Here is a 21,099-nt window from a genome sequence, read left to right on the forward strand (position 1 = left end):
GGCGAAATAATGCTTGGACCCGATAGCGTCAATATCGTGTTAGCTATTGCTGAATCCGGAATTATAGAAACAGCGGTGAACGATTTGTTTGCACGTTCTCAAGTTGTCATGATTGAGAACGAAGCTCTGCGTTTATCGGTTAAGAAGCATCTAACACAATGGCATCATCGTGTTAAAAAACGCATGACTGAAGTTGGAGAAGCGGATCATTTCCAAACAGAAATTGCACTGTATCAACAAACTGTCCAGCTTACCGAACACGATTTTATTAAACAGCTTCCAGAATTATTGAAGCAGTTAGAATGGCATTCCTCTTTTTATACTCAGGCCCGTCAGTTAGTTGAAGATAAAAAGACATTTAATAACCCGATGTTTGCGCATTTTTTCTGTGACCGTTGGTATAAAGCACTGTGCCATGAGATAAAACAAGCCCAAATCATAGAGATCGAAAGCAGTAAAGAGAAAGAGTATCTTGATCTTTACCAACGAATGGAAACGCTGCGTAATTTGGATAAAGTGTCAGGCAGTGGTGATGAAGCCAGTGTGGGGCGCTTATGGGATATGGCTTCATCTAAGCTGAGCCGGATGGATCTCTCAACCCTAAAGCATCATGCGGAATTTCTTAAAAAGCATCAAGGTTTGCAAGAAATCGCTCAACAATTAGGAAGAATGGCCAGCCAACTGGATGATCCCACTTTTAATCACGAGCATACCGAGCAACTTCAGATGGTTGAAGAGAAATCGGATCAAGCGACAGACGATATTGTAGGAATTCACGCTAGTGATGATTTGAATAAACTGCTACTTAACGAAACCTTATTTTTAGCTTACCCTGAATTGGAAGTGGTTTTTTATAAGCATCTTATTGATAAACGCTTGATGAATTATCGTATGCAGGGGAAATCACGCACGTTACGTAAAGTTCATTCTCAATCGACCGAAAATAAGCCGTTGGATATAGAAAAAGGCCCATTTATTATCTGTATTGATGCTTCTGGTTCTATGAAAGGTTTTCCTGAACAGAGTGCTAAAGCGATGGCTTATGCGTTGATGCAAATAGCATTGGCGGAAGATCGTGATTGCTTTGTGGTGCTTTTTTCCACTCAGGCGATTGTCTATGAACTCACTCGACAAGATGGGCTAAGAGAAGCCAGTGACTTTTTAAGTTATACCTTTCATGGCGGAACAGATCTCGATTTAGCGATGGAAAAAGCCATTGAACAAATGAATGGAGAACGTTATAGCAATGCTGATCTCATCATCATTTCTGATTTTATTGCACCGAAACAAAATGACAGCATTTTACAGCAAGTCCAACGATTAAAAACGCGAAAAAATCGATTTCATGCCGTGACAGTATCACGTCATGGAAATCCAGAACTCATGAGTATGTTTGATCACTGTTGGCATTATCATCCTAACTTATTCGGACGCTTAATTAAAAAATGGTAGGCGTTTTATGACGCCTACTATCAAGATTTCTTACTATTTAAAATCGCTTGTATACGAGGGTTGAGTTGTTTGCCATGTTGCTGCTCATACTCTTCCCGTTTGATATCATTGAGGTTTTTGACGGAGTGAGAGGGCAACAGGTTGTCAGGTAACTCCGTCATCAATTTCCCTTTCTCTTCTAACCGTTTAGCTTCTAGATAATATTTTTTGAACAGTTGATCGAGTTTGTTTTCTGCTACGCGTTTTAAATCATACAATTTATTTTGTACTAACCATTTTTCAATTTGGTTTTCTGGCTCTCGGGACAAAACTCGAATACGGCTATCTAACAACTCTTCTGCGGTTAACGCATCACGGAGAACCCACAGTTCCCCCATTTGTGGTGGCCAACTGTTCCCTAATTGAATTCGTTCATGGCAATGTTTTAGTACTCGATTCAGACTATTTGGGTCAATCGACTCGGCAAAATCAATAAACTTTCCCGTAGGCTGACTACCATATTGGTATTCCCATTGAGTTTCATAGACACTCAGAAAAGATCCAAAGACATGCAGACACCAGTCTGACGGTTCTTCATGTCCAAGCACTTCTGGCATGCTTGGCTCAGAAGGTGGGTTTTTTTCCTCTTTGGATAAGCTGCTGTCGGAAGCGCTCAGATGGGCTAAGCTTTGGTTTATACCCATTTCCCGCAGTTTGCTCTCGATTTCCTGAATGTTCAGAGGTTTTCGCTTGCTGTCTTTCATTAAGTTTCTCGTTAGTCAGCCAATACTGGAGTTTGTTTTCTAACCGCGCAATGGTTAATAATTCGCTGGCTTTAGATTTATGCCAAAGAACAAATTTCTTCCAAACTAAAATGTGATCATTACTAATCCCCGAAAATTTGAAAGCGCGTTCTGCCCACATTGGAATTTCATTTTCATCCAAATCATGTGTGGCAATCGCATTACCCTGCATAAGATTTGAGGCGTTATTACGATAGTGTAGTGCTTGCTTGGGTAAATTAGGAAAGGTTTCCTGTGGTGCTGGTGCTGGTGCTGGTGCAGTCAGAACTTCCTCGTTACTTTGCTGATTGATCAGCATCTTAAAAATATGTAATTCAGCACCTTGACGATATTCTACTTTGATTTTTTCTAATCGCTGCTGCTCACATAACGCACGCAAGCATTCGGCAAGTCCAAAAGTCGATAGGCAGCACAAGGGGCCCATATGTTCTAAGTTAACTGTGACATACCCCATATCATCTGTACTATCTGCAAGCATCAGTAACACCAGCTTTTCAGCTGGGCTTGCACAATTGAGTTGCCAGGCTAGATGGGTATATTTTGCGCTCACTTATCTTGGCTCCGACTAGAATAACGTGAAAATGAATCGCTATTGTATGCCACCCAAGGAGGGAGTTGTAGAGCTAGTCGAAATTAAATCGAATGGGAACAAGATATCCGATAGTATTTGGAATAAAAAGGTTGTTTTATTTAGCTTTCACTGTCATACCAAGCTCAGAGGAAGGTCTCTGAACTTGGTCATCGATAGTCTTACAGTGCAGCGAGAATGGCTTCTGCTTTACTGACTTCAAAGCTTTTTGCTTCTTCGATATTTAATGTCGTGATGATGCCGTTGTCGATAATCATCGCATAGCGCTGTGAACGAATACCTCCAAAACTGGCGGTATCCATTTCTAAACCGAGTGCTTTAGTAAAACTGGCATCACCATCAGCAAGCATTATCAGCTCTGAGGCATTTTGTGCTTCGCCCCATGCTTTCATAACAAAGGCATCGTTGACGGCTACGCAAGCAATCATATCGACACCTTTGGCTTTTAATTGATCCGCTAAGACTACATAGCCGGGTAAATGAGCTTCAGAGCAGGTGGGGGTGAATGCTCCGGGAACCGCAAAAAGGACGACTTTTTTGCCAGCAAAGAGCTCGTTAACATTATGATTAACCATGCCTTCAGGGGTAATTTGGCTCAGTGTACCCGTTGGAAGTGGTTGTCCTTGTTTGATCATGATGAATCCTTGGTTTGATTGATGAGAGAACATTTTCATTAGTCTAGCGTTAAATCCGTGCGCTAACCACGGAGAAAGAGTGTGGTATTATCTTTATGTTTACCCTGTTTTGGGTAAGAACTGATCATTTTCTGGAGGCAGGATGCTTTCTCAATATAATACCGGACTTATCGTTATTGATATTCAAGGGAAATTAGCTCAGATAGTGGAGAACAGTGCAGAGCTGATGACACAAACGGCTCGGCTTATTCAAGGGGCTCAGCGGTTAGACCTTCCTATCGTATGGCTTGAGCAAAATTCAGAAAAGCTAGGGCCAACGGCCCCTCAACTGGCTCAATTACTTCATTCTTCTACCTTTCCCATAAATAAAATGACCTTCGATGCAACACAAGAACCCACTTTGGTGGAGCAATTACGTCAAGCGGAGATTTCCCACTGGCTGGTTTGTGGAATTGAAGCTCATATTTGTGTCTATCAAACCGTTTGTGGGTTATTACAACTCGGTTATCAGGTTGAAGTGGTGGTTGATGCCATCAGTGCTCGCCAAATGGCGAATAAGCAATTGGCTCTCAATAAAATGCAGCAGTTAGGGGCAAAGTTAACCTCGGTAGAGATGTGCCTTTATGAGATGGTCGAAGACTGTCGATCACCACATTTCAAAACGATCCTTTCACTGATCAAATAGCTTAACTACATTGAACCTATGGCAGAGGAATCGGAGAGGAGCAAGATGCTGACAATACATGGATTGGATCATGTTGTTTTACGCACTACGCAATTAGAGCAAATGGTGTATTTCTATTGTTCAATATTAGGTTGTCAGATAGAAAGAGACTTATCGAAAGAACTAGGTTTGACACAACTTCGAGCGGGTAATGCCTTGATTGATTTAGTGACCGTCAATAGTGAACTCGGTCAAATGGGGGGAAGGGCCCCTCAGCAAGATGGACGCAATGTTGACCATCTCTGTTTACAAATTACCCCGCTTGCCGAAGCTTCGCTCATCCAATATCTGGATAAACACCAGATCCCACATTCAGATTTTGACAAACGCTATGGTGCACAAGGGTTTGGACGTTCGATTTATATTGAAGATCCCGAAGGTAATGTGATTGAACTCAAACCGCTGAATCTGGAGTAAGGAAAAATAAGCGATCTATTGCGACCTATTTTCACGTTGAATAGGCTGTTTATCATTGAGTGATAACTCTTACTTTACATTTGGTTACATAGGGTTATAGTCAAACGCGGTGAGTGTCGCAAAATAAGGATGGTTATGCTGGCTCTGTTTTTCAAATGTCTGCTGGGTGCATTGGCTGTTTTGCTGATAGCTCTGCTTTCGAAAAGTAAAAGTTTTTTTATTTCTGGCTTGGTTCCTCTTTTTCCTACTTTTGCCCTCATCGCTCACTACATTGTTGGTACTGAACGTACCATGGAAGAATTAAGAATAGCGGTGCTCTTTGGGTTGTACTCACTCATTCCTTATGCCGCTTATTTACTGGCCGTTTATTACTTCAGTTACCAATTTAATCTACTGTGGACACTCAGTTTTGCTACTTTGGTGTGGATTGCTTTTGCTGGTCTACTTTTGGTGAGCTGGAGTCGTTTTCATCCGAGTATGGCATAACCTTTGGTGTTAACGTGTATTGCTGTCTGTATGGCTTTTTAAGCCTAGTGAGGCTTTCTCGTGTTCAAAAAAAACGCTTTATCTAATCTATTAAAAATTACCAGCATCGCTTTACTTTCGATGTTACTGGGGCTGTTTTTCTCGCTGCCATTAGCAGAACTGTTTATAGCCGCAATTTTCGTTATTCTTCTGCGAAAAAGAGCCAATATTGCGTTAACGTTGCCTAAAACTTTGTTGATGTTTATTCAAGTGGTATTAGGAATCAGCGTCGGAGCAACCATTTCGATAGGGGAACTTGCCCAAACATTAAGTTTACCCGTTGTGATGGGGTTAGTGATTTGCTTGATTTTACAAACCAGTGGCGGTTTCTGGTGGCTATATAGGCGAGAAGGTTGGCATCCCTTTGAATCGTTATTAGGGGCGGTACCCGGTGCAATGGCAGCCATATTGGTGATCAGTGAATCGGGCAGTAAACCGTCATCAAAAGTAGTGTATGCACATTCTGTTCGTTTGATCATTTTGATCTTGATGGCTGGGGTTATCTCCAATAGTGCGACTGAAACGGCAATCAATAGTGTCACTATGACGATTCAACACTGGGCGATATTATTAATATTGGTCGCTATCAGTATGTTATGTGGAAAACTCTCGATCAAATTTGGCATTCCCGCTCCTTATATGATTGCGTCACTATTAATTGCAGCAACCGTGAATAGCGTAATGCCTGTCGACTCATTATTGGTTCCCGTTTCTCTGGTGTTATTTGCCACCGCTCTACTGGGAGTATTGATTGGCGTACGCTTAGCGGAAACGACTTTACGAGAAGCATGTTCTTACTCAAAAGCGGGCGTAATGGTGATGCTCATCGGGTTAACGGTTGCGGTTGGTGTTTCTTTTTTAGCGGCACACTGGCTGGGAATGAGTTGGTTAGTTTTGCTGCTCTCTTGGGTTCCCGGAAGTGTTGAAGCTATGACAGCGGTAGCCCTTTTACTAGGATTAGAGCCTGCGTTTGTGATGGTCAATCATGCGATTCGATTATTGCTGCTTTATACCATGCCTGCGGTATTTAAAAATTCGTTAGAACAACTGCGCAATAAAACATAAATGAGAATGATATTCTCAATTCGGTTGCCGAAAATCTACTCACCCTTGGTGATTTCTCAGATTTTCGGCACTTTTACTTACTTTTCGACTATAAGATAACATGCTTAACCAAGAGCATGGTGTGGCTGTGAAAGTTCCGTTCCATTTTTTAAATATAACTCGACGTTTTTGATACAACTGGCGTCATGATCAATCCCTAGCTTGCTTCGTCGCCAAAAGATATCTTCCGCTTGATAGGCATATTCGTTCTCAATCAAATAATCAATTTCTCGTTGGAAAAGGGTATTACTGAATGCGTGGCCTAAATCTTCTACGGTTTCCACTCCGCGTAACAGCTCTTGAGTTCGTGAACCATACTGTTTAAGCCAGCGAGAGATCGTTTGCTCATCAACAAAGGAAACTTGTTGTTTGATGGTCTCCAAGAGTGAGCTTGGCTGGTAATTTTCACCACCGGGCAAGGTGGATTGAGCGGTCCAGCTCGGTTTCATTGGTGGTAGAAATGGAGTGAGTTGTTTCATGGCCGCTTCTGCCAGCTTGCGGTAAGTGGTGAGTTTTCCACCAAAGATGGACAACAGTGGAGCCTCCTCTCCTTGTTGATCGAGCGAAAGGGTGTAGTCTCGAGTAATCGCCTGTGGTGAATCTGATTCGTCATCACACAAGGGGCGAACACCGCTAAATTCAGAGACGATGTCATCGGCCGTAATTTCACGAACAAAGTGTTTATTAACAATATTGATTAAATATTGTCGTTCCTCGATGGAAATAGCGACGTCCCTTGGGTCGCCCTTATATTCGACATCGGTGGTTCCTATCATGGAGTATTTGTCCAGATAGGGAATCACAAAGACGATTCGTTTATCTTCATTTTGTAGAATGTACGCTTGTGGTTCATCATGAATTTTAGGAACGATGATGTGTGAACCTTTGATTAATCGAATGCCATAGGGTGAGCGAATTTGAATATTCGTATCTAAAAACTGTTTTACCCATGGACCCGTTGCGTTCACTAATGTTCGGCTTTTACGTACAAAATGGGTTTGCGTTCGCTCATCAAATAAAGTCACATTCCAGAGCGCACCTTCTCGAACCGCTTTTTCAACGCGGCAGTAATTCATGACTTCTGATCCCAGCTCCTTAGCTTGCATCGCATTGAGGATCACGAGTCGGGCATCATCAACCCAACAGTCTGAATATTCAAAACCCATTTTCATCTGTGCTTTGGTGACGCTCCCCGCCTTGAGCGAGACTTTTTTACTCGCCGGTAACGTGGTTCGTTTGCCTAAGTTATCGTATAAAAATAAGCCAATGCGAATCATCCATGCAGGACGAAGAAAAGGGCGATGAGGAAGACGAAAGCGCATAGGAGTCACAATATGAGGGGCTTTTTTAAGTAACACTTCTCGTTCAGCCAGTGCTTCGCTAACTAAGCGAAATTCGTAGTGCTCAAGATAACGCAGCCCACCATGAATTAATTTCGAGCTAGCAGAAGAGGTGGCACTAGCAAAATCTTTCGCTTCATATAAACCGACGTTTAACCCTCTTCCAGCGGCATCTGCCGCAATACCGGCTCCATTAATACCCCCTCCGACCACGATGATGTCTAACACATCATGTTCGTTAAATGGCGTTGAACTGTGTTGTTTTTTCATTTTGATGGCCTTTCCGCTCGATTATGTTTGTTTATGTTCGTATGAAACCATCAAATGCTCAAGAATGGCAGTTTTCACTCGTTTATTTTTGATCTTGATCATGTTTTGCTATTACTTTCTATCTTATGGCTAGCGCAAAGTAGGATCGGAAACCACATGGTTGGTGAAATGACGATAAAAGATAAATAAGTGGAGAAGATGACAGGGAGGTAGCATTAGGGGGAAAGAGGCCGCAATAAAAAAGCCCGCCGATAGCGAGCTTCTATACTAGGGTTTGTTTAGCCGTTACTTATTTTTGAAACACTTCTTTAAAGTCACGTTTCAAAATGGGATCTCGGCGAGCTTTTTTAATTTGCTTAACCATATCTTTGACACAGTTGTGTAAAACTTGATCAAGCAACTGAGCGCGATATTCTTCCTTATCTTGCTCTGTCATTTCTTTAGGTAAGTTTAGTTTTGGAAACTCTTCCATTACATCAATACCAGCAAAGGCCTGACTCACAGAAATAAGCGCATGGAACTGTTCGAAATTATCAAGAATATTTTGTGCGCTGGCTGGAAGGCTATTCCACGCCTCTCGAACGACTTCTTCTGATACTTCATGGATAGAAGTCACCATGCTGTACATCTGCTCTGGCACTTGGTCAAACTCGATGACCTGGCGGAGTTCAGGCGAAATAGTATCTAAAGTAATGGTCGGTGCTTCAGTTTGAGTCGTTTCTGACATGAAAGATTTCTCATCAAGGGAAAACGCCATGCTAAAAAGTTACACTCAAAAGTCAATACAGTGTGTGGAATAAAGCGAAGAAAGTGTGAAAAGAATCGGGATTGAATATAAAACTGGTACGGAAAAGAAAAAGCCGCTCATAAAGTGAACGGCTTAAGATAAAGCAAAATGGGTAGGCTCCTAGAAAAGGCGAAGAAGATTTACCCGTTATTTTGCTTCCTATCCGATTGGGCGAATTAACCTTGCTGACGAATAAGGTAATCAAAAGCGCCAAGGCTGGCTTTAGCCCCTTCACCCATCGCTATGATAATTTGTTTATAAGGAACCGTTGTCGCATCACCAGCAGCAAAAACACCCGGCATACTGGTTTCACCACGGCTGCCAATTTCAATTTCACCACGAGCAGAAAGCTCTACCGCTGAATCTTTTAGCCACTCGGTATTTGGGACTAAGCCAATTTGGACAAAGATTCCAGAGAGTTCGATCTCTTTGATCTCATCGGTATTACGGTCTTTATATTTCAGTCCAGTAACCCGTTTCCCATCGCCAATCACTTCTGTGGTTTGTGCCATGGTAATAATGTCGATATTCGGTGTTGAGTTGGCTTTATTGATCAGCACTTGGTCTGCTCGCAGCGTATCAGCAAATTCCAACACAGTGACGTGTTCTACAATACCAGCAAGGTCAATTGCCGCTTCAATCCCTGAGTTACCACCACCGATCACCGCGGTCTTTTTACCTTTAAATAAAGGACCATCACAATGAGGACAGTAGGCAACCCCTTTATTACGGTATTCTTGCTCACCCGGTACGTTCATTTCACGCCAGCGAGCCCCCGGGCTTAAAATCACACTTTTACTTTTCAGCTGGGCACCACTTTCAAGGCTGAGGTGAATATTACCATCGTTAGTAAAATCAGCGCTCATCAGTTTATCTGCTTGCTGCTCCGTAATAATATCCACACCGTACTCTTTGAGGTGTTCTCCTAAATCCGCAGCCAATTTTGGCCCTTCGGTATGTTTAACCGAGATAAAGTTCTCAATCGACATGGTATCCATCACCTGACCGCCAAGGCGTTGGGCGACGATTCCCGTGCGAATGCCTTTACGAGCCGCGTAGATAGCCGCTGCTGCCCCCGCAGGACCACCACCGACAACCAGTACATCATAAGGAGCCTTCTCATTTAAGCTTGCTGCGGCTTTTTTAGCTGCACCATCATCCAATTTATTGAGAATTTCAGTGAGACTCATTCTGCCTTGACCAAATAATTCACCATTAATAAAGACGCTTGGTACTGCCATGATGTCGCGCTGTTTTACTTCATCTTGGAATAGGGCACCGTCAATCATGGTGGCACGAATATTAGGGTTGATCGCCGCCATCATGTTGAATGCTTGCACAACATCAGGACAGTTTTGGCAAGAGAGAGAAATAAAGATTTCCACATCCAGCTGTTTATCCAATTGCGCGATTTGTTCGATAACCACAGGTTCAAGTTTCATTGGATGTCCACCTGAGTGGAGCAGAGCCAAAACTAAAGAGGTAAATTCGTGCCCCATAGGCACGCCAGCAAAGCGTAATTGGGTATTTTTTGTTGGGTTACTCACCGTCATCACGGGTTTACGTGCACTGGCTTGAACATCTTGGATCACGGATACCAAATCACTGAGGTCAGCAATTTCATTCGCTAGTGAAAGAATGTCTTGTGAAGCTTTGCTTTCATCTAGACTAACCACTAAACGGACTTCTTCTTTCAGATTACTGAGATATTGTTTTAATTGTTGCTTGATCGCTTGGTCTAGCATAGTTATCTAATCCTGTCGAATAATGTGATAAAGAGAATGGCTACTCTGGATAAATGCAAAATACCCTTTGGTCGCTGCTAAGTTTTTATCGATGTTGACTTTATGATAGAGATTGAGCGAAAAGGGAGAGCAAACTGGGCATTTAGGTCGTCAGAGTAAAACACCCAGCTTGCTCTTAATCAGTTAGGTAAAGGTTAGATTTTACCGACTAGGTCGAGAGAAGGAGCAAGAGTCGCTTCACCTTCTTTCCATTTCGCAGGGCATACTTCACCTGGGTGTGCAGCAACGTATTGTGCGGCTTTGATTTTACGTAGTAGATCTTCTGCATCACGACCGATACCTTCAGCAGTGATTTCCATCGCTTGGATTACACCTTCTGGGTCGATAACAAAGGTTGCACGGTCTGCAAGGCCTTGACCTTCACGCATAACACCAAAGTTGTTGGTGATGTTGCCAGTTTGGTCGCCAACCATGTAGTAGTTGATTTTACCAATGGTATCAGAGCTGTCATGCCATGCTTTGTGTGTGAAATGTGTGTCTGTTGAAACAGAGAACACTTCTACGCCACGTTTTTGTAGTTCTTCATAATGGTCAGCAAGGTCACCAAGCTCAGTTGGACAAACAAACGTGAAATCTGCTGGGTAGAAGAAGAACACGGCCCATTTACCGAGAACATCTTGTTCTGTGATCTCTACGAATTCACCGTTTTTGTATGCTGTTGCGCTAAATGGTTTGATTTGAGTGTTAATCATTCTTTACTTTCCTTTCAGTTTTTTGATTTCGCAATGTCTTGCGTTCGGAAAGTATATTCACATTTCAGGTTGTTAAAATAAAATTGCTTATACCTATATTATCGATAGGCAAAAACTATATTTATCACTAGGAAGAGGAACCGAGGCTGATAGAGCCCAGACAGAAAAAGCCAGCACGGGTTAGGTGCTGGCTATTGAAGAAAGGAAGGACGTTAAGCAGTGGCAAATAGGTAAGTACGGTATCCCCCAATTAAGTTCCGAGCCTTAAAGCCATGATGCACTAATTGTCGATAGGCTACGTTACCGCGTAACCCAACTTGGCAATAAATGATGATTTCTTTATCTTTAGGCAGTTCATTGAGTCGTTGGCGAAGTTGGTCAACAGGGATATTGATATCACCAATGAAGTGTTGGTTGCCTTCTCGTTCGTTGGGATTACGCACATCCAATATGATCTGATTTTCATCTAAGTGGTCGATTTCATCAAAGTGAATCGCTTTGGCGTCACCTTTTATAAGATTATTGGCAACAAATGCGGCTTGGTTAATCACATCTTTTGCACTGCCGTAGGGGGGGGCGTAAGTCAACTCTAAATGTTGTAGCTGCTCTACTGTCATTCCTGCGCGTTGAGCTACCGCCATTACGTCGATACGTTTATCGATACCATCTTTACCAACTGCTTGCGCGCCGAAAATTTTACCCGTTTGGGGATCAAACAATAGTTTGAACGAAACCACTTCTGCGCCTGGATAGTAGCTCGCATGGCTTGCCGTATGAACGTACACTTTTTCATACTCGATACCCGCACGTTTTAGCTGTTTTTCATTTTTGCCTGTTGAAGCCACAGCGAGGTCGAAAATTTTACAAATCGCAGTCCCTTGAGTGCCTTGGTAAGTTTCATTGCGGCCAAGCATGTTGTCGGCGGCTAGGCGACCTTGACGGTTGGCGGGGCCTGCTAGAGGAACCAGAGTTTGTTCTCCAGTGACAAAGTCTTTTTCTTCAATCGCATCACCAACAGCATAGATATCAGGATCACTGGTTTGCATTGATTCATTGGTCCAGATGCCGCCCAGTTCACCAATATGCAATCCAGCTTCTTTCGCTAGTTGGGTTTCCGGGCGTACACCTATTGCCATGATCAATAATTCTGTAGATAAGGTGTCACCATTACTGAGTGTCAATTCTAGCTGACCGCAAAGGTGTTGCCGGTTTGCCGATTCGCCAGCATCCACATTGGCTATTGAGGTGGTCGGAGTATATTCGATGGACTGTAGTGCGACACCTAAACGTAGGTCGATGCCTTTAGCACGAATTTCGGCATGGGCAAAACCGGCCATTTCACGATCGACAGGGGTCATAACTTGATCGGCCATTTCAATGAGTGTGGTTTTTATCCCTAATTGATGAAACGCTTCCATCATTTCTAACCCGATAAACCCACCACCGACAACGGTGGCATGGCTGGGTTGGTTCATCTGGATCGCTTTCATGATGTTATCCATATCTGGGATATTACGAAGCGAATAAGTCAGTGGGTTATCTAAACCGGGAATCGGGGGAATGACAGGGCCTGCACCAGGGCTAAGAAGAAGAAAATCATAGCTTTCTTCATATTCTTTTTGTTCAATAAGGTTACGAACCGTTACGGTTTTTGCATCACGATTAATTCGTATTACTTCATTCCTAACCCGAACATCCACATTAAAACGAGCCAAGAAGCTTTCTGGGGTCTGTAGCAGTAAGTGACTGCGTTCTTTTATGTCGCCTCCTATATGATAGGGTAATCCACAGTTGGCAAATGAAACAAAAGGACCTCGTTCAAACATGATAATGTGTGCCTCTTCGCTTAAACGACGAGCCCGGGCCGCGGCCGAAGCTCCGCCTGCAACCCCACCGACAATAACGATTTTTTTCATAACGACTCCAAAAGTAATCGCCCTACACACCTTAAGCCTGTAGGGCAAATGATAAATCCTGTTATACCCATTTATGTTGTAAGTAGGGCAACGACAATAGATCCGGCCTTACTTAGCAAGGATGCCTAATTTTTTTAAGACAAAAACGCCGGGACAAGTGCCTGTAAATGCACTTTGTAGCAAGTTGGCACCAATAAAGACCGTTAGCCATACAAAATTAGGGTGGACAAAGACGGTTAATAGTACTGAAAGAAGAATCATACTTCCTGCGATCACTCTGATGCCATTTTCGATAGTCATGGTTTTAGCCTCCGTTGCAAAATTAGTATTACTATAAAATCATGATTTAGCTTTGTCTAATGTTTATTTATCTAAATTTTATTAAGCTAAATAAGATTTGACTAATTTAATAATTCTTCCGTATCATTCCGATAAGTAGCAAAACGGAGGAGCAGATATGGATAAGGTGGATATTAAGCTGACGCATGATAACGCTATTGAAGTTTCTGACTTATTGAGAATTATGGCTCATCCCGAACGGCTAAGGGTATTGTGTCAATTGACTCAGGGAGAAGCGGGGGTTACACAGTTACAGAAATGCTCTTCACTGAGTCAATCAGCGTTTTCTCAACATTTAACCGTGTTAAGAAAACAAGGGTTAATTCAAGCGCGTAAAGCTTCACAGCAGGTTTTTTATTCACTCGCTGATAGTCGAGTCAATCAATTGATCTACCATTTACATATGGTGTTTTGTTCTGAATTTAGTGTGAATCAATAATAATGAGGTGATCATGACGTTTTCTATTCCTTGGGAATCGCTGTTTGGCGGTATGTTACTCGGCGTCTCAGCAACCTTAATGTTGCTGCTCAACGGCAAGGTTGCGGGAATTAGCGGTATTTTAGCGGGAATAATATCGGCTAAGGCGCAAGATTTTGCTTGGCGTGTACTGTTTGTTTTCGGCATGGTTTCTGGCGGCGTATTAGGGGTGCAGGCTTTTGTGAGCGATGTACCTCTACAGTTTGAGTCTAGCTATAGTTTGCTGTTTTTAGCTGGATTATTGGTCGGTTTAGGAACCCGCTTAGGAAATGGTTGCACGAGTGGTCATGGTATCTGTGGTATTGGACGCTTATCCATTCGCTCGATTGTTGCGACTGGGGTTTTCATGCTGGTGGCTGGCATCACCGTTTATTTTCGTCTTCATCTTCTTTAATGGAATAAGAGTAAGGATAACCTCATGAATAAAATACTCTTTCAACTTACCGCATTATTTTCTGGGTTACTGTTTGGTATAGGAATGGTGATATCCGGTATGGCTAACCCAACGAAAGTTATTGGTTTTCTAGATATTACGGGCGCTTGGGATCCGAGTTTGATCTTTGTGATGGGCGGGGCATTGTTGGTGTTTATGCCAGCCTATTTTCTACTGATTAAGCCTAAGCAAAAACCGTTAAATGCGCCGGAATTTTGTCTAGCAAAAAATAGCCTGATTGACAGTAAGTTACTGATGGGGGCTCTTTTATTTGGCCTTGGTTGGGGCATTGCTGGCATCTGCCCTGGGCCCGCCGTCTCTAGTTTGGCTCTTGGCAATCCTGGGGTTTGGGTCTTTTTTATCTCGATGATGGTGGGGTTAGGGGTAATGAACCGTTGGCTTAAAGTAAAAAATCATTAAATCGAATTCAGTGATCCTCTTTTTCTGCTTCTGCTTGCCCCTGTGTCATTCGATGCATGGGGCTTTTTCTATCAGGCTGTGCATAACTTTAGGAAAATAAATATGACCGCATGATGGTATCTATGGCAGTGATAATTTTGTTATTTATCTGCCTTTTTTTGCTTTAATCTTTCCCAGCCCTTGACTTAAAAGGGTTACACAGAAATCAAGTTTATTCTCTATGAAAATAGCCTTTTCATTCATTCTCAACAGATTGAGATCTTATTCAATAAGATTGATTCCTTCTTACCCATTGTCTGTTTTTAATTGATCTAAATCAATACGGCTGGTTAGGTCTTTGCGTTAAATACAGCACAACATATAGTGTCCGTTGGCGATTATAAAACCCTATATAGTGTGTTTGTGGATAATTCTGTGAATATGCTGGGTAAGGAGAAATGGTGAAACCAATAGTAATCAAACGTGATGGCTCAAAAGCCCCGTTTAGCAGAGATCGCATTCAATCAGCCGTAGAAAGCGCCGCCGATCAAGTAACGAGTGACATTGCTATTTACGCCCTTAATGTCGCTTTGGCGGTCGAGTTGAAGCTGAAAACCTATGAACAAGTCCATATTGCTGAGATCCAAACTCTAGTAGAGAACGAGCTAATGCAAGGCCCTTATAAAGCATTAGCTCGTTCATACATTGAATATCGCCATGATCGTGACATAGCCCGAGAAAAGCAAAGCACATTGACGAAAGAGATCGAGGGATTGATCCAAGAAAGCAATGCCGATCTTCTCAATGAGAATGCCAATAAAGATGGTAAAGTTATCCCAACTCAGCGTGATTTATTAGCAGGTATTGTTGCTAAACACTATGCGAAAACACGCATTCTTCCTCGTGATATTGTTCAGGCTCACGAAGAAGGGGATATCCACTATCATGACCTTGATTACGCCCCCTTCTTCCCGATGTTCAACTGTATGTTGATTGATCTAAAAGGCATGTTGACTCATGGATTTAAAATGGGTAATGCCGAGATTGACACACCTAAATCTATCTCTACAGCCACGGCGGTTACAGCCCAGATCATTGCACAAGTGGCCAGCCATATTTATGGTGGAACAACGATTAACCGCATTGATGAAGTCCTCTCTCCTTATGTTACTTCTAGCTATGACAAACACTTAGCTATTGCTCAAGAATGGGCGATTGCCGATCCTCAAGCCTTTGCTATGGCTCGCACTGAAAAAGAGTGTTACGACGCATTTCAATCTTTAGAATACGAAGTCAATACTTTGCATACCGCCAATGGGCAAACCCCCTTTGTTACCTTTGGGTTTGGTTTAGGAACCAGTTGGGAAGCTCGTTTAATTCAGCAATCAATCTTAAAAAATCGAATTGCAGGGCTTGGTAAAAATCGTAAAACAGCGGTATTCCCTAAGCTCGTGTTTGCTATTAAAGATGGGTTAAACCATAAAGTGGGTGAACCAAACTACGATATTAAACAATTGGCTTTAGAATGTGCATCTAAGCGTATGTACCCAGATATTCTCAACTATGACAAAGTGGTAGAAGTGACAGGGTCATTTAAAACGCCGATGGGGTGCCGCAGTTTCTTAAACCCGTATGAAGAACACGGTGAATTAGTTCATGAAGGTCGTAATAACCTTGGCGTTGTAAGCTTAAACTTACCGCGCATTGCATTAAAAGCAAAAGGGAACCTCGATACTTTCTACCGTCTATTAGATACAAAATTGAAGCTAGCACGTCGAGCGTTAGAAACTCGGATTAGCCGTTTAGAAAATGTGAAAGCCCGTGTCGCGCCTATCTTATACATGGAAGGGGCTTGTGGTGTTCGCTTAAAAGCCGATGATTCTATTGCACAAATTTTCAAACATGGTCGGGCCTCTATTTCGCTGGGTTACATTGGCGTTCATGAAACCGTGAATGCTTTATTTGGCCAAGAACAGCATGTTTATGACAGTGCTGAGCTACGTCAACATGCCTTAAATATCATTGGCAAACTTCGCTCCGCAGTGGATCAATGGAAAGAAGAAACTGGCTATGCTTTTAGCCTGTACGGAACTCCGAGTGAAAACCTATGCAGTCGTTTTTGCCGTATTGATACCAAAGAGTTTGGCGTGATTCATGGAGTAACGGATAAAGGGTATTACACCAACAGCTTCCATTTAGATGTTGAAAAGAAAGTTAACCCTTACGATAAAATAGATTTTGAGATGCCATATCCGCCGCTCTCTAGTGGTGGTTTTATCTGCTATGGGGAATTTCCCAATATGCAGCGTAATGTTGAAGCTTTAGAGAATGTATGGGATTACAGCTATACCCGAGTGCCATACTACGGAACCAATACCCCGATTGATGAATGCTATGAGTGTGGATTTACTGGTGAATTTGATTGCACAAGTAAAGGATTCGTATGCCCTAAATGTGGTAACCATGACTCTTCAAAAGTTTCAGTGACGCGTCGAGTTTGTGGCTATTTAGGCAGTCCAGATGCTCGTCCGTTTAACTTTGGTAAGCAAGAAGAAGTTAAACGTCGAGTAAAACATCTATAGTCTTATGAATTATCACCAATACTACCCGATTGATGTGGTAAATGGCCCGGGAACACGCTGCACTTTGTTCGTTTCCGGTTGCCTTCATCAATGTCGTGGTTGCTATAATAAAAGCACTTGGCCATTAGATTCAGGACACCCTTTTACCTCTGAAATGGAAGATAAAATTATCGCTGATCTCAATGATACGCGGATTCCTAGAAGAGGTTTGTCACTCTCTGGTGGCGATCCTTTGCACCCACAAAATGTGTCGGCAGTCTTGCAGTTGGTTCAGCGAGTGAAACAGGAATGTGTCGGTAAAGATATTTGGTTATGGACCGGTTATTGTTTACACGAACTCGATGAACAGCAACGTCAACTCATTGATTATGTAGATGTCTTAGTGGATGGTAAGTTTGAACAATCACTGGCGGATCCCAGTTTGGATTGGCGGGGGAGCAGTAATCAAGTGATTCATCGCTTCAAATTGTAAAAATCACTTTCGATTTTTTCTTATCTAGTGTTTACTTGAAAGTCATTACTTGAATTTCAAAGGGTTGTGACTTTCATGCTTTCTCATTTATCAACACCAGCGTTAGATCCTATTCTTTCCCTTTCCGTGGCGTTTCGCCAAGATCCTCGTCCAGAAAAAGTCGATCTTGGGATTGGCGTATATAAAAATAGCCAAGGTGAAACCCCAATCATGCAAGCTGTGCAGCAAGCACAAAAATGGGTTGTCGAAACACAAACCACCAAATCGTATGTCGGATTAGCAGGCTGTGAAGAGTTTAACCAGAGTATTGCTAAGCTGGTATTGGGTGAAACACCTGTATTTGATCGGCTCACCGCCATTCAAACACCGGGCGCCAGCGGTGCTTTACGTATGCTTGGTGACTTAATGCGGGTCGCTCAGCCGGAAACCACCGTTTGGTTAACCAACCCTAGTTATATTAACCACAAACCCGTGATGGAAGCAGCAGGGTTAAAGGTTAAATACTATGCTTATTTTAGCTCACAGAGCAAAATGGTTGATGTTGAACGCATGCTGGATGATTTATCTCAGGCGGGGCCAAAAGATGTGGTGTTACTGCATGGTTGTTGCCATAACCCTACCGGGGCTGATATTGATTTCTCTGCTTGGCAAGCCATAACAGAGCTAGCACTCAAACAAGGCTTTACTCCATTTGTCGATATTGCTTATCAGGGATTTGGTGGTGGTTTAGAAGAGGATGCGAAAGGGCTACGCCATATGGCGGCGCAAGTTGAGGAAATGCTGATCACGACCTCCTGTTCTAAAAACTTTGGTTTGTATCGAGAAAGAACTGGCGCAGCTATTGTCCTGGGAAAAAATGCACAAGAGGTTGCCAATGCACGAGGTAAGATGCTGACCTTAGCGCGTTCGACCTACACCATGCCACCAGCTCACGGCGCTGCATTAGTAAAAACCGTGTTACAGAGCGAGGCATTAACCTCGATTTGGAAACAAGAACTCAACGAAATGCAACATCGTTTGTTAAGCCTTCGTCAAACCTTATGTAATGAGTTGAGAAATCAACATAATACGGCACAATTCGACTTTATCGAAAACCACAAAGGGATGTTTACTGTGCTTGGGTTTAGTGCTGAGCAGATGCATCATTTGCGAGAAGAATTTGCAATCTATGGCGTTGCAGATGGCCGTATTAACATCGCAGGTTTAACAGAAAAAGACATTCCTTATGTGGCAGAAGCAATAGTCAAGGTATCTTAACTGCAGTTTGATTAGGTGAATGAATGAAATCACAATGGAAAATCCTTATCCCGTTTATGCTTTCAGGAGGTTTAAGTGCGTGTAGCCTTATGCCTACCGAGCAACAGACATTAGCGCCTGTTGAACAAGCCCAAATTTCAAATGAAGATGGGGCTCAGGTGAAGGATGAGGGGACACCGAATTCAGAACCTCAATCTACAGAGCAAACGGTGGTTGTGTTAGCGTCGACCAAAACCTCAGATGGAAAGCTAATTCTTGGTGAGAAAGAGTGGGTGTATGTTCCTGCGTTGCAGGAACATTTCCGAGCAAGAATTGATACTGGTGCGACAACCTCATCCATCAGCGCTGTTGATATTGTTCCATTTGAACGAGATGGGAAAGACTGGGTTAAATTTCGCATTGAACATGATGGTATTCAAAGTGGTGAAATTAATCTTCCGGTTGAGCGGTGGGTTCATATCCGACAATCAGCTAGCGAAGGAGGGCACCGACGCCCTGTTGTGGTCGCGTGGATTCAAATTGGTGAATTAAAGGAGAAAACAGAATTTACACTCGCCAACCGAACCCACTTAACCTTTCCAATTTTATTAGGAAGAAGCTTTTTCAAAGATGTGGCTATTGTTGATGTAAGCCAGCAATACGTTCAAGAAAAACAACAAAATTGAATCGTTTTCAATGAAAATCCCTCCTCGATACAAGGAGGGATTTGTATTTCTAACCCATTTATTAATAAGAACAAGACCCAACAACGGTAAGAGAAGGGGCTTGTCTAATACAGTTTCTTCCCGAATGTTTTGCCTGATATAAGGCTTCATCTGCCAACTTTAATGCTCGTTTGGGATCTTGCTCAACAGAGCTATCGCATATACCAATACTCACGGTGATGTTTACCGGCATTTTTTTCTCATTCACTCGTTGCTTTACCCCTGCACGTTGGCTTTTAGGGCGCTCACTGACATTACGTACCACAAGATCATATTGCTCAATATCACGGCGTAACCATTCAAGCGATTCTTGTGCTTGAGCCACATTTTTTCCTTTAAACAAAATGGTAAATTCTTCTCCACCATAACGATAGGCATGACCTTTAGCAGGAAGATGTCTTAACCGGCTGGCGACCAACTTGAGAACATCATCGCCCGTATCATGGCCAAAGCTATCATTGAAGTTTTTAAAGTGATCAATGTCTAACATCGCTATGGTAAATTTTTTGCCTAACCTTGGTAGATCAAGATCTAAAGCGTAGCGCCCCGGTAACTGTGTGAGACGATCTTTAAATGCTAATTCATGGCCAACGGAAAGTAGATATAAAAGTAGGATCAACCCTGCCAATGAAAACATCGTGCTAGAAAGGTAAGGGACATGGAAAAAAATAAACGTATTAGCGATTAATAAGACAGAGGAATAGGTCACCGCATCCATCAAACGGTTTCTCGTCAATAATAATATTCCGCAGATACCCACTAAACAGACAAGATAAAGAATCACAATGATCGGTAATCGAGAGAGTTTAGGTTCTGAATAAAGCAGCCCTTCATTTAAGCCATTAAAGCCTTCAGAATCGAAGTGCACGACCATCAAGCCACTCCATAGAGTAAAAAACGCTAATATACCAAGATAAAGAGCAACCCCTTTACTGATTAACCCTTCATTATTGAATGCATAACCAATCAGGCAGGCAATAGGAAGTAATATCGCTAAGAGAGACAGTTCAAGGATTGCTGAACTGGTGACAAATGGCATTTGTAAACGAGATTGAATAACCCAGTAGCTGAGTAGCATACTGAAAGCAATCATCGCAATACGGCTCTGTTTAAAGAGATGCGCCACTGCAATAGCGGCAGAGAAAAGCACATAAGGCAATGTTTCTGCAAAACCACTATTAGTTCGACTGATGAGAATCACGTTATTCATTCCTGCCCATACTGTGATCAGTAAGAGAATAGGAAAAGCAAAACGAAACCAAGACGAGGAGGTAAAACCCGTTAACATGTTTTATTTATAAACCATTTACTGTGATTACGTTGAGATAAAAATTAAACGCTATGAAAAGAGATAAATGACGTTATCTCGTGAAATATAAGGATACGTTGATTTCATC

The 21,099-nt window shown here is 42.5% G+C and carries 22 protein-coding genes; 12 read left to right on the forward strand and 10 right to left on the reverse strand.

Going from position 1 to position 21,099, the window contains the following annotated elements:
• The first annotated feature begins 9 nt into the window (after window positions 1-9).
• Window positions 10-1,452 carry an ATPase RavA stimulator ViaA gene (gene viaA / locus B5D54_RS01385; RefSeq protein WP_078924680.1) on the forward strand — a complete coding sequence of 481 codons (1,443 nt, stop codon included), beginning with the start codon at window positions 10-12 and terminating at the stop codon, window positions 1,450-1,452.
• Between the two features lie 20 nt (window positions 1,453-1,472).
• Here the strand turns inward: viaA and B5D54_RS01390 are convergent, their stop codons facing one another.
• The 3 genes from B5D54_RS01390 to B5D54_RS01400 form a co-directional block, all read right to left on the reverse strand.
• A complete protein-coding gene (locus tag B5D54_RS01390; protein WP_078924681.1) occupies window positions 1,473-2,135 on the reverse strand; it encodes a hypothetical protein in 663 nt (220 codons plus the stop codon).
• Entirely contained in the window at window positions 2,056-2,784 is a 729-nt protein-coding gene (locus B5D54_RS01395; RefSeq protein WP_078924682.1) for a hypothetical protein, read from the reverse strand. The genes B5D54_RS01390 and B5D54_RS01395 overlap by 80 nt, the downstream gene beginning before the upstream one ends.
• A 200-nt stretch (window positions 2,785-2,984) precedes the next feature.
• Window positions 2,985-3,458, reverse strand: coding sequence for a peroxiredoxin (locus B5D54_RS01400; protein WP_078924683.1), 474 nt, complete (start codon window positions 3,456-3,458; stop codon window positions 2,985-2,987).
• Window positions 3,459-3,600: 142 nt separating this feature from the next.
• Between B5D54_RS01400 and B5D54_RS01405 the strand changes: the two genes are divergently transcribed.
• The 4 genes from B5D54_RS01405 to B5D54_RS01420 all read left to right on the forward strand — a co-directional run bounded on the left by B5D54_RS01405 (window position 3,601) and on the right by B5D54_RS01420 (window position 6,189).
• Complete coding sequence (locus B5D54_RS01405; RefSeq protein ID WP_078924684.1) at window positions 3,601-4,143, forward strand: isochorismatase family protein; 543 nt, start codon at window positions 3,601-3,603, stop codon at window positions 4,141-4,143.
• A 45-nt stretch (window positions 4,144-4,188) separates the two neighbouring features.
• A complete protein-coding gene (locus B5D54_RS01410) occupies window positions 4,189-4,599 on the forward strand; it encodes a VOC family protein (RefSeq protein ID WP_078924685.1) in 411 nt (136 codons plus the stop codon).
• Between the two features lie 135 nt (window positions 4,600-4,734).
• On the forward strand, window positions 4,735-5,085 hold the full coding sequence (locus B5D54_RS01415; protein WP_078924686.1) for a GlpM family protein: 351 nt from the start codon (window positions 4,735-4,737) through the stop codon (window positions 5,083-5,085).
• Between the two features lie 60 nt (window positions 5,086-5,145).
• Window positions 5,146-6,189, forward strand: coding sequence for an AbrB family transcriptional regulator (locus B5D54_RS01420; RefSeq protein ID WP_078924687.1), 1,044 nt, complete (start codon window positions 5,146-5,148; stop codon window positions 6,187-6,189).
• Window positions 6,190-6,293: 104 nt separating this feature from the next.
• Here B5D54_RS01420 and glpD read toward each other — a convergent pair whose 3' ends face one another.
• The 6 genes from glpD to B5D54_RS01450 form a co-directional block, all read right to left on the reverse strand.
• Window positions 6,294-7,838, reverse strand: coding sequence for a glycerol-3-phosphate dehydrogenase (glpD, locus tag B5D54_RS01425; RefSeq protein ID WP_078924688.1), 1,545 nt, complete (start codon window positions 7,836-7,838; stop codon window positions 6,294-6,296).
• A gap of 289 nt (window positions 7,839-8,127) precedes the next feature.
• Window positions 8,128-8,565, reverse strand: a complete 438-nt coding sequence (locus B5D54_RS01430; protein WP_078924689.1) for a DUF3069 domain-containing protein — start codon at window positions 8,563-8,565, stop codon at window positions 8,128-8,130.
• A 236-nt stretch (window positions 8,566-8,801) separates the two neighbouring features.
• Window positions 8,802-10,370 (reverse strand): alkyl hydroperoxide reductase subunit F, encoded by a 1,569-nt coding sequence (gene ahpF / locus B5D54_RS01435; protein ID WP_078924690.1) that lies wholly within the window; start codon window positions 10,368-10,370, stop codon window positions 8,802-8,804.
• 194 nt (window positions 10,371-10,564) lie between these two features.
• On the reverse strand, window positions 10,565-11,122 hold the full coding sequence (gene ahpC, locus B5D54_RS01440; protein WP_078924691.1) for an alkyl hydroperoxide reductase subunit C: 558 nt from the start codon (window positions 11,120-11,122) through the stop codon (window positions 10,565-10,567).
• A gap of 212 nt (window positions 11,123-11,334) precedes the next feature.
• A complete protein-coding gene (locus B5D54_RS01445; RefSeq protein WP_078924692.1) occupies window positions 11,335-13,038 on the reverse strand; it encodes an FAD-dependent oxidoreductase in 1,704 nt (567 codons plus the stop codon).
• Window positions 13,039-13,146: 108 nt separating this feature from the next.
• Entirely contained in the window at window positions 13,147-13,338 is a 192-nt protein-coding gene (locus tag B5D54_RS01450) for a YgaP family membrane protein (RefSeq protein ID WP_078924693.1), read from the reverse strand.
• A 157-nt stretch (window positions 13,339-13,495) separates the two neighbouring features.
• Between B5D54_RS01450 and B5D54_RS01455 the strand changes: the two genes are divergently transcribed.
• The 7 genes from B5D54_RS01455 to B5D54_RS01485 all read left to right on the forward strand — a co-directional run bounded on the left by B5D54_RS01455 (window position 13,496) and on the right by B5D54_RS01485 (window position 19,663).
• Complete coding sequence (locus B5D54_RS01455) at window positions 13,496-13,816, forward strand: ArsR/SmtB family transcription factor (RefSeq protein ID WP_078924694.1); 321 nt, start codon at window positions 13,496-13,498, stop codon at window positions 13,814-13,816.
• Between the two features lie 13 nt (window positions 13,817-13,829).
• Entirely contained in the window at window positions 13,830-14,249 is a 420-nt protein-coding gene (locus B5D54_RS01460; protein ID WP_078924695.1) for a YeeE/YedE family protein, read from the forward strand.
• A gap of 24 nt (window positions 14,250-14,273) precedes the next feature.
• A complete protein-coding gene (locus tag B5D54_RS01465; RefSeq protein WP_078924696.1) occupies window positions 14,274-14,708 on the forward strand; it encodes a YeeE/YedE family protein in 435 nt (144 codons plus the stop codon).
• A 440-nt stretch (window positions 14,709-15,148) separates the two neighbouring features.
• Window positions 15,149-17,269 carry an anaerobic ribonucleoside-triphosphate reductase gene (gene nrdD / locus B5D54_RS01470; protein ID WP_078924724.1) on the forward strand — a complete coding sequence of 707 codons (2,121 nt, stop codon included), beginning with the start codon at window positions 15,149-15,151 and terminating at the stop codon, window positions 17,267-17,269.
• A gap of 4 nt (window positions 17,270-17,273) precedes the next feature.
• Window positions 17,274-17,741, forward strand: a complete 468-nt coding sequence (gene nrdG / locus B5D54_RS01475; RefSeq protein WP_078924697.1) for an anaerobic ribonucleoside-triphosphate reductase-activating protein — start codon at window positions 17,274-17,276, stop codon at window positions 17,739-17,741.
• 75 nt (window positions 17,742-17,816) lie between these two features.
• Window positions 17,817-18,998: an amino acid aminotransferase gene (locus tag B5D54_RS01480; RefSeq protein WP_078924698.1), complete on the forward strand. Its 1,182-nt coding sequence runs from the start codon at window positions 17,817-17,819 to the stop codon at window positions 18,996-18,998.
• A 23-nt stretch (window positions 18,999-19,021) separates the two neighbouring features.
• On the forward strand, window positions 19,022-19,663 hold the full coding sequence (locus B5D54_RS01485; RefSeq protein ID WP_078924699.1) for an ATP-dependent zinc protease family protein: 642 nt from the start codon (window positions 19,022-19,024) through the stop codon (window positions 19,661-19,663).
• Between the two features lie 61 nt (window positions 19,664-19,724).
• On the opposite strand, the gene B5D54_RS01490 is transcribed toward B5D54_RS01485, so the two are convergent.
• The gene (locus tag B5D54_RS01490) at window positions 19,725-20,990 is read right to left on the reverse strand and encodes a GGDEF domain-containing protein (protein WP_115173998.1); all 1,266 of its coding nucleotides are present in this window, start codon (window positions 20,988-20,990) and stop codon (window positions 19,725-19,727) included.
• Window positions 20,991-21,099: the final 109 nt, after the last annotated feature.

The sequence above is a fragment of the Vibrio cincinnatiensis DSM 19608 genome (genome assembly GCF_900167345.1).
Lineage (GTDB): Bacteria > Pseudomonadota > Gammaproteobacteria > Enterobacterales > Vibrionaceae > Vibrio > Vibrio cincinnatiensis.